The sequence below is a fragment of the Tenacibaculum sp. MEBiC06402 genome, from assembly GCF_049239625.1.
Classification (GTDB): Bacteria; Bacteroidota; Bacteroidia; order Flavobacteriales; family Flavobacteriaceae; genus Polaribacter.
This window is the reverse complement of sequence record NZ_JBMKKT010000095.1, coordinates 259,745-267,699: the sequence shown is the minus strand read 5'-3', so window position 1 is coordinate 267,699 and position 7,955 is coordinate 259,745. Positions and strand designations below refer to the sequence as shown.

At 31.1% G+C, this 7,955-nt stretch carries 9 protein-coding genes; 7 read left to right on the top strand and 2 right to left on the bottom strand.

What is annotated here, in order from left to right; all coding sequences use genetic code 11:
* Positions 1-118 precede the first annotated feature (118 nt).
* Positions 119-673 carry a crossover junction endodeoxyribonuclease RuvC gene (gene ruvC, locus ACOSP6_RS09660; protein ID WP_422095309.1) on the bottom strand — a complete coding sequence of 185 codons (555 nt, stop codon included), beginning with the start codon at positions 671-673 and terminating at the stop codon, positions 119-121.
* 171 nt (positions 674-844) lie between these two features.
* On the opposite strand from ruvC, the gene ACOSP6_RS09655 reads away from it, so the two are divergent.
* The 7 genes from ACOSP6_RS09655 to ACOSP6_RS09625 all read left to right on the top strand — a co-directional run bounded on the left by ACOSP6_RS09655 (position 845) and on the right by ACOSP6_RS09625 (position 6,255).
* Positions 845-1,588 carry a Bax inhibitor-1/YccA family protein gene (locus ACOSP6_RS09655; protein ID WP_422095308.1) on the top strand — a complete coding sequence of 248 codons (744 nt, stop codon included), beginning with the start codon at positions 845-847 and terminating at the stop codon, positions 1,586-1,588.
* 129 nt (positions 1,589-1,717) lie between these two features.
* The gene (locus ACOSP6_RS09650; RefSeq protein ID WP_422095307.1) at positions 1,718-2,167 is read left to right on the top strand and encodes a hypothetical protein; all 450 of its coding nucleotides are present in this window, start codon (positions 1,718-1,720) and stop codon (positions 2,165-2,167) included.
* 80 nt (positions 2,168-2,247) lie between these two features.
* Positions 2,248-4,023 carry a tetratricopeptide repeat-containing sensor histidine kinase gene (locus tag ACOSP6_RS09645; protein WP_422095306.1) on the top strand — a complete coding sequence of 592 codons (1,776 nt, stop codon included), beginning with the start codon at positions 2,248-2,250 and terminating at the stop codon, positions 4,021-4,023.
* Positions 4,016-4,762, top strand: a complete 747-nt coding sequence (locus ACOSP6_RS09640; protein WP_348743786.1) for a LytR/AlgR family response regulator transcription factor — start codon at positions 4,016-4,018, stop codon at positions 4,760-4,762. Before ACOSP6_RS09645 ends, ACOSP6_RS09640 begins: the two co-directional genes overlap by 8 nt.
* A gap of 376 nt (positions 4,763-5,138) precedes the next feature.
* Entirely contained in the window at positions 5,139-5,405 is a 267-nt protein-coding gene (locus ACOSP6_RS09635) for a hypothetical protein (RefSeq protein ID WP_422095305.1), read from the top strand.
* Positions 5,406-5,494: 89 nt separating this feature from the next.
* Positions 5,495-5,902, top strand: coding sequence for a DUF1842 domain-containing protein (locus tag ACOSP6_RS09630; RefSeq protein ID WP_422095304.1), 408 nt, complete (start codon positions 5,495-5,497; stop codon positions 5,900-5,902).
* 44 nt (positions 5,903-5,946) lie between these two features.
* Positions 5,947-6,255: a hypothetical protein gene (locus ACOSP6_RS09625; RefSeq protein WP_422095303.1), complete on the top strand. Its 309-nt coding sequence runs from the start codon at positions 5,947-5,949 to the stop codon at positions 6,253-6,255.
* Positions 6,256-6,324: 69 nt separating this feature from the next.
* Here the strand turns inward: ACOSP6_RS09625 and ade are convergent, their stop codons facing one another.
* Entirely contained in the window at positions 6,325-7,947 is a 1,623-nt protein-coding gene (ade, locus tag ACOSP6_RS09620) for an adenine deaminase (RefSeq protein WP_422095302.1), read from the bottom strand.
* Positions 7,948-7,955 lie beyond the last annotated feature (8 nt).

Sequence of the window (7,955 nt, the reverse complement as noted above, 5' to 3'; positions counted from 1 at the left end):
TTATCAGTTATCAGTTATCAAAGCTAAAAATTATGGTGGTTGAGCGAAGTCGAAACCATTATTTTTATTGAATACTTTTAAAAAACAAATCTTCAACTTTAGACTTTAGACAAACCTACTATTTCTTTATTCGCTTTTCATTTTGTTTTACAAATGCTGCCCAGCCCGTATAGTTTTTACCACCAACTTTAGTTCCCGAATTATAAAAATGACAAACCGCAGCAGCCAAACCATCCGTGGCATCCAAATTTTTGGGTAATTCTTTTAAATTTAATAAAGATTTGAGCATCATGGCAACCTGTTCTTTACTAGATTTCCCATTTCCTGTAATGGCCATTTTAATTTTCAATGGAGCATATTCTGTAACCGGAATTTCTCTGGATAATCCCGCTGCCATTGCTACTCCTTGTGCACGACCTAACTTTAACATCGATTGTACATTTTTACCAAAAAAAGGAGCTTCTAAAGCAATTTCATCAGGTTTGTAGGTATCTATTAGTTCAATAGTACGTTCAAAAATAAGTTTCAGTTTTAAATAAGGATCAGTATATTTTTTTAAAATCAATTCATTCATTTGAACAAATTCCATCTTTTTACCAATAACTTTTATAATTCCGAATCCCATGATTGTAGTTCCGGGATCTATACCTAATATGATTTTTTCTGTCTTCAAATTTTATTGTACTTTGTACAAACACAAAACTACTACAATTTTAAGTTAGTCTTGTCATTGCGAATGAAACAAAGTGAAATGAAGCAATCCTTGAATTGAGAAAAAACGGATTACTTCTCCCGAAGCTTCGGGAGTAAACTACGTTCGTAATGATATTAAATTTTATAGATAATGTCAATTTTTGGTTTACGTACTTCAAACCCAGCTTTTAATCGTTATTTCTGGCGAAAGCAAAAAACGTATTCTAAAAGCAAAATGAGTATTTCAGGAATTATATTCAAATCTTTCGCAATGCTCACTTTGGTGGGAATTACAGCTACCTATACTTGGAAACTTTTTTTCTCCGGAGTTGAAGTTAAATGGTATACTACTATCGGAATGTTTGTTGCTATTGTGTGTAGTTTGTTTATTTCCTTTAAACACAGTGCGGCAAAATATCTACTTCCTATTTATGCTATTGCCAAAGGTTTTTTCTTAGGAGGAATAAGCGCGTACGCGCATAAACGTTTTCCAAATTTACCGTTTCAAGCCATTGCAGTAACTATAACTACTTTCTTTGTGATGCTGTTTTTATACCGTTTAAAAGTTATTCGAGTCACAAAAGAATTCAGAGCAATTGTAATTACAGCTTCAGCTACTATTTTTCTTTTTTATTTTATCGGATGGATTTTATGGTTTTTAAAAATAGATGTTCCAATGCTTTGGGGAACTTCTTGGTTTGCCATTGGATTTAATGTTGTTGCAGCCATTGTAGCTTCTTTTTCTTTACTTTTAGACTTTCATTACATAGACCGTCAAGTTGGTCGATATCCGAAAGAAAGAGAATGGTTAGCCACTTGGGGATTATTAATAACTCTGATTTGGTTGTACGTTGAAGTTTTACGTTTGATGCGAAAATTAGCGATACGGTTTTAAATTTTATTCCTCTTTTTCAAACTCTTATTACAATAAAAACAATACTAATACCATTTAACTTTTAAAAGCCATATATAATTTGTTGATTTGTTGCATAACAATATTTGTTTAACCTAAAACTAAATTATTATGGCAACTAAAATTACAATACCTAGCACAGCAACAGTGTTTGGACAAAATACATACGCTGGAAACTTTGGTAATGACACATTTCCGATACATCCTATTGCTCCTAATCAAGGAGATTATTACAGTACAATTAAATTAAATGATGAAAACGTTGTTAGCATCACACTTTATTTCTACACAGATTCAGTAATAACGGCAGAAGACATCTCTTTATATGCAGAAGGTGCTAATTTATATGTTGATCTCAATAAGGCTCAAAATCCAACACCAACCGACGTGACTCTTTGGAAACTTACAGGTAGTATTTCTGATACTCAATTAGGGTTTACTTTAGCTGAAAAAATTGAATTGTATTGTCAAAACCCTGTGTTTGGAGACGGCATGACTGATGACCCTAAGACTTCAAGAGGAACGAAAGTTGCAGTCAAATCAGGAACTGGTGAATTCTAAAAATTTAATTACACCTCAGAAAACGTTCAATCAATATTGAACGTTTTTTTTATTTTGCAACCTCATCTATATATTTATCTATGAGGGGATTTATCTTTTTTTTATTTATTCTATTTTACTCACTTAGTTCATTCCCACAACAAACTCAAAAAGACAGCTTATTAAATCTGATTATAAAAGAAAAAACACATTCTTTCTTAGTAGATAAACAATTCAGAAATGCTTCTAAATATTACTATCAGAAAAACTGGGATTCAACCCTTATTGTAACAAATAAAATTCTTAATAAGTCTAATATTAGCGGTCCTATGAAAGATTATATTCATTTTTTTCGCGGACACAGCCTAAAGAATAAGAAAATTAATACTGAAGCAGAATTACAATTTCATCTAATCTCCAAAGATTTCTATTTTAATTATCTGGTAAAAATGCATCTAGGTGAAATTGCAATAATCAACAAAGATTACAAAAGAGCAATTTCAATATTAAAAGGTCTTACAGAATTATCTGAAGAGCAGAATTCCACTATAAAAACTAAAAATATTTTAACTAATATTGGTATTTCATATCTTCTCTTAAAAGATTTCAATAATGCTGAAAAGTTCTTTGAACGGAGTATTCAAAATGAAAAAGACACAATTGAACTTATCGGTAATCATATTAACTTGGCAAATCTCTATTATGAAAGATATATTGACGATATCGCCATCAAGCATTTTAATAAAGCTTACGATCTATCGAAGACAATTAAATTAATCAACTATGCATCAGACTCCTATAGTCATGATTTAAACACGAAAATTTTAATTGAAAAAGAAAGAGCAGCTTTTAATATGTCAGTAGTCGAAGAAAATCGTAAAGATTACATAAAAGCTTTACTCTTTAGAAAAGAAGCAGAACAATGGAAAGATTCACTAAACAACCAAAATAGAATATATGAAGTTGCACAAAAAGAAAAAGAATTTGCAGTTGCAGCAAAACAAAAAGAAGTCGATTTTTTACAGGTACAAAATGAATTAAAAGAAACTCAGCGCAGAATCTTTTTGTTCTCTGCAATAGGTTTACTTCTCTTTTTAGGAATTGGAGCTTATTTCTTCAGGGAAAAAGTAAAAACAAACAAAATTATTGCTGCTCAAAAAGAAACTTTAGATGAGTTAAACACGACTAAAGACAAACTTTTCTCCATTGTAAGTCATGATTTACGTTCTTCTGTAAATGCTTTAAAATCGAGTAATAAAATGTTACTCGATAATCTAGAATCCAAAAATCTTGAGGCGTTAGAAAATTTACTTCATAAAAACAGTACAATTGTAAACGGAGCTTATGGTTTACTGGACAATTTATTAAATTGGGCCTTAATGCAAACCGAGCAACAATACTTTAGTATTGAAAATCAGCGTTTATTCATAATTACAGAACACGTTGCTTATAATTACAAACCTCTATTATTAGAAAAAGAGCTAAACTTTGAAAATACGGTTTCTAAAAAAGAGTTTGTTCAGGCGGATCAAGAATCATTAAAAATTGTGCTTAGGAACCTTATTGATAATGCGATTAAATTTTCTCAACCTAACGGATTCATCAAAATTTATAGTACAAATACTATTGAAGGATATACTAATTTAATCGTTGAAGATTCTGGATTAGGAATGAGCGATGCTACTCGATTAAAACTTTTAGATGATTCTGTTTTACTGAATAAAAAAGAACACGAAGATATTATTGGAACCGGTTTAGGAATTCAATTGGTAAAATCGATGATTAAAAAGAACAACGGAAAATTTGATATTGAAAGCGAATTAGGAAAAGGAACAAAAATGATTGTATCTTTACCTAAAACAGACATAGATGGATAATGTTAATATTTTAATTATTGAAGATACACCGCAAGAAAGTGATAAGCTAATTAAGGTATTAAACGAAAACAATTATACTATTTCTGGAGTTGCTAGGACTTTTAAAGAAGCGCTTGATTTATACTACAAAGTAAAAGTAGACATTGTAATTATTGATATTTTTCTAGATGGCGTTCCAGACGGAATTACCTTCGCAGAAACTATTAATACTGTTCCTGATGCTTCTAAACCTTTTGTTTTTTTAACCAGTTCTACTGATCGCAAAATATTTGAACGTGCGAAGCTTACGCAACCTTTTAGCTTTTTGATGAAACCTTTTAATGAATTAGAAGTTTTATATGCTATTGAAATGGCTGTAGAAAAATTCTACGATCAAAACGATGTTTTTATTACTGATGAAGAAGACACCGTAATTAGTAGTGATTACTTATTCATCAAGAAAGGAAAATCGCTTAAAAAAGTATTATTGGCGGATATTATTTATATAGAAGTTGAAGAGAAATACTGTAATATCATTACTGCTAATGAAAAGTTTGTGATTTTAATATCGCTTACTAAGATTTTAAAACTATTAGACGAAAATTCTTTCTGTAGAACGCATAGAAACTACATCGCAAATATTGATAAGATTACAGAAATAGTTCCTTCGGATAATCTTATTGTACTGCAGGGAAAACATCATATTACTTTAAGTGAACGTTATAAAGATTTAATTAAAAAGGTTCGTACACTGAAGTAAACTCAAAATAAGAATCTACATCTAACTTAAATATAAAGATTGCCTCGTTCTTCATAATAATGAGTTAATTTTCATTCCCTTTTTTTCCCTTTTCATGGAAAAGAAATCCCTTCTTATTCCATTTTCAAAATTTAGGCTTCCTATTCACAGTAGTTTTACATCAGGAATAATTCACAAACGAATTTATTTCTAAACGTTCAAATTGAATTTAGAGTAAAAGCCCAACCGAGTTTCGGTCAATCAACAAAAGTTACTTCTAAAGCAATTTTGACAAATTAAACTAACCAAACTATAGTGAAGCAGAACTCACTTTAAAAAACGAGGCGGATTCCGAAAAGCCTTACGAGTAGGAGCATATTAACTAAACTTATATATCATGGCAGCAAATAATTTTTTTAACGTTGTAAACATTTCAGGAGGATCTTTAACTACAACTATTGATGGAAAAACAATCAGTGTTCCAACAAACGGTGATCAATCACCAGCTCATAAATTTCCTACAGGAGAAAAAATCTCAGTTACAATTAACAGTGAAAAGGTAGACTTAAACTTACCACAAGGTGTTAACTCTTGGTCTACATTAGTTTATACTACACAAGGAATTAATGTATTTCCATCTGCTCCTTGTCAAGAGATTTTATAAGATTAAATACACATTTATAACTTTTTAATAACCTAAACACATTGTGGTGAACCGATAAATACAATGTGTTTTCTTAAAACTTAAATATTATGGCTACAGTAGATACAGCTTTAGAAACAATTTATTACAAAGGAACAATGGGATTTGCTCCTAACCTTTTAGCAACAGTCGTTAATTTTTCATTATTAGTTCATCCTGATAATCACACAGTAAGTGGAACCGTAAGAATTAACGTAGGAACAGATAAAAAATCATACTCTGGTAAGGTAAGCGGAACAGTATATGCAACTGGTTTAAACGATATTGTAAAAGTAATTAGTTTACAAGGACATATTCCTTCTGATAATAAGTTAACTCCGTTAGAATTTCCTTTTGAAGCGAACATGGCTTTAAAGCCCGATTGGAGTGGTGAAGGAGGATTTTCTTTCCAAGGACAACATGATGAGAAAGTTCCTGTAAAAGGTTCGGTTTTCAATTTAGATTCAGCTGCTGAATAAAATTTAGAATTACAACAATTCAATAATTATTAAAAAACAGAGCAATGTCAAATAACACACAAACAACTCCGATTACTGGAACGAGTTGTATGGGAGGACTTGAAATTACATATAGCATTGATACTTCAACGAACACTATAACAACTTCATTAAATTTTGATGGACTTGATTTAGGAAGTGGAACTATGACTCCTGAACAACCAAAACAAGCAATATGGAAAAATACAGGAATGCAAATATTTAGTGGAGAACTTACCGCAGACTATACTGACTCCAAATTAGAATGTCAATTTGAAATTTCTGAGTTCGGTAAAATCATATATCAAAATAGAGAAACCGTGGCAAGATGGTAACTCTCACAAAAAAGTGTTTTTTAGATTTAATTAAATAAAGAGAGGGCTAACTTATAAAAGCGCTCTCTTTTACTTTATTTCGACCGGAGTAAATTTAAAGGAATTCCCATCAAACAATCCTTTATCAGAAAGCTTTAATGCCGGTATAACTAATAACGCCATAAATGATAAGGTCATGTAAGGGGCTCTTAATTTACTTCCCATTTCTTTTGCCATTTTATCCAATTCGGCATAGGCTTTTCCGATAACATCAGCCGGCTGATCGCTCATAATTCCAGCTACTGGTAATGCAACCACTTTTTCTTCTGAATCATTTACGGCACAAATACCACCTTTATTCTCAATTAATAAATTAACAGCTTTACAAATTGCTTCATCAGAAACTCCAACCGCGATAATATTATGTGAATCATGTCCTACAGAACTTGCTATTGCTCCTTCCTTCAACCCAAAGTTTTTGATAAATGCTATGGCCGGTTCAGTATTTTTGTAACGATTTACAACTGTCATTTTTAGAACATCATTATCAACATCTGAAACTAAATTCCCATTTTTAATTAATGAATCAGTTTCTATTTCATTAGTGACTAATTCTCCATCTAGTGCTTCGATAACTCGAATTTTTTCTGATGCAGAATGAAATTCAAAATCAGAACTCTTCTTTTTATCAGTATTAAAGTTATTCAATACTTCAAATTCAACAGATTTAACGAATGATTTACCATTCTCAGCAACTAACTCTCCATTGATGTATGTTTGTAAAACGTTGAACTTTTCTAAATCTTCTACAACAATAAAATCAGCAGCATCACCTTCGTTTAATAATCCAACATCTAAATTATAATGCTTAACTGGATTAACACAAGCTGCTTTTAAAACTTTAAACACATCAATTCCTTTAGCTACAGCACGTTCGCAAAGTTGGTTTAAATGTTCTTCTAATAAATCATCTGGATGTTTATCATCTGAACAAAACATCATGTTCTCATAATGCTCAGGCAACAAATCAATTAAAGCTTCAAAATTTTTTGCTGCACTTCCTTCACGAATGATAACTTTCATTCCCTTTTGAAGTTTTTCTAAAGCTTCTTCGTAGGTAAAACATTCATGATCCGTATAAATTCCAGCAGCAATATATGTATCTAAATCTTCGCCTCTTAAGCCTGGTGCATGTCCATCAACTGGTTTATCATAATGCTTAGCCCACGCTATTTTCTTTAATACCTCTTCATCCTGATAAATAACTCCAGGATAATTCATCATTTCAGCCAAATACTTTATGTCTGGGTTCTCTAATAGTTTTTTAATATCGTCAGAATCAATAACAGCACCTGCACTTTCAAAAGAAGTTGCTGGAACACAAGAAGGTGCTCCAAAATTAAACTTTAATGGAACTTTCTTTCCATTATTAATCATAAAATTAACTCCTTCCACACCTAAAACATTTGCTATTTCATGAGGATCAGAAACTGTAGCAACCGTACCATGGGTAACGGCTATTTTAGCAAATTCAGATGGAACTAACATGGAACTTTCAATATGAATGTGAGCATCTACAAAACCAGGTAGAATATAAGTTTCAATAGTATGATTACTTTCTCTTATTGATTTTATCTTACCGTTTTCTACTCCAATTTCTCCTTTAAAAATCCTTTTATTTAAAATGTCAACTATATTCCCTTTTATTGTCATGTATGAGT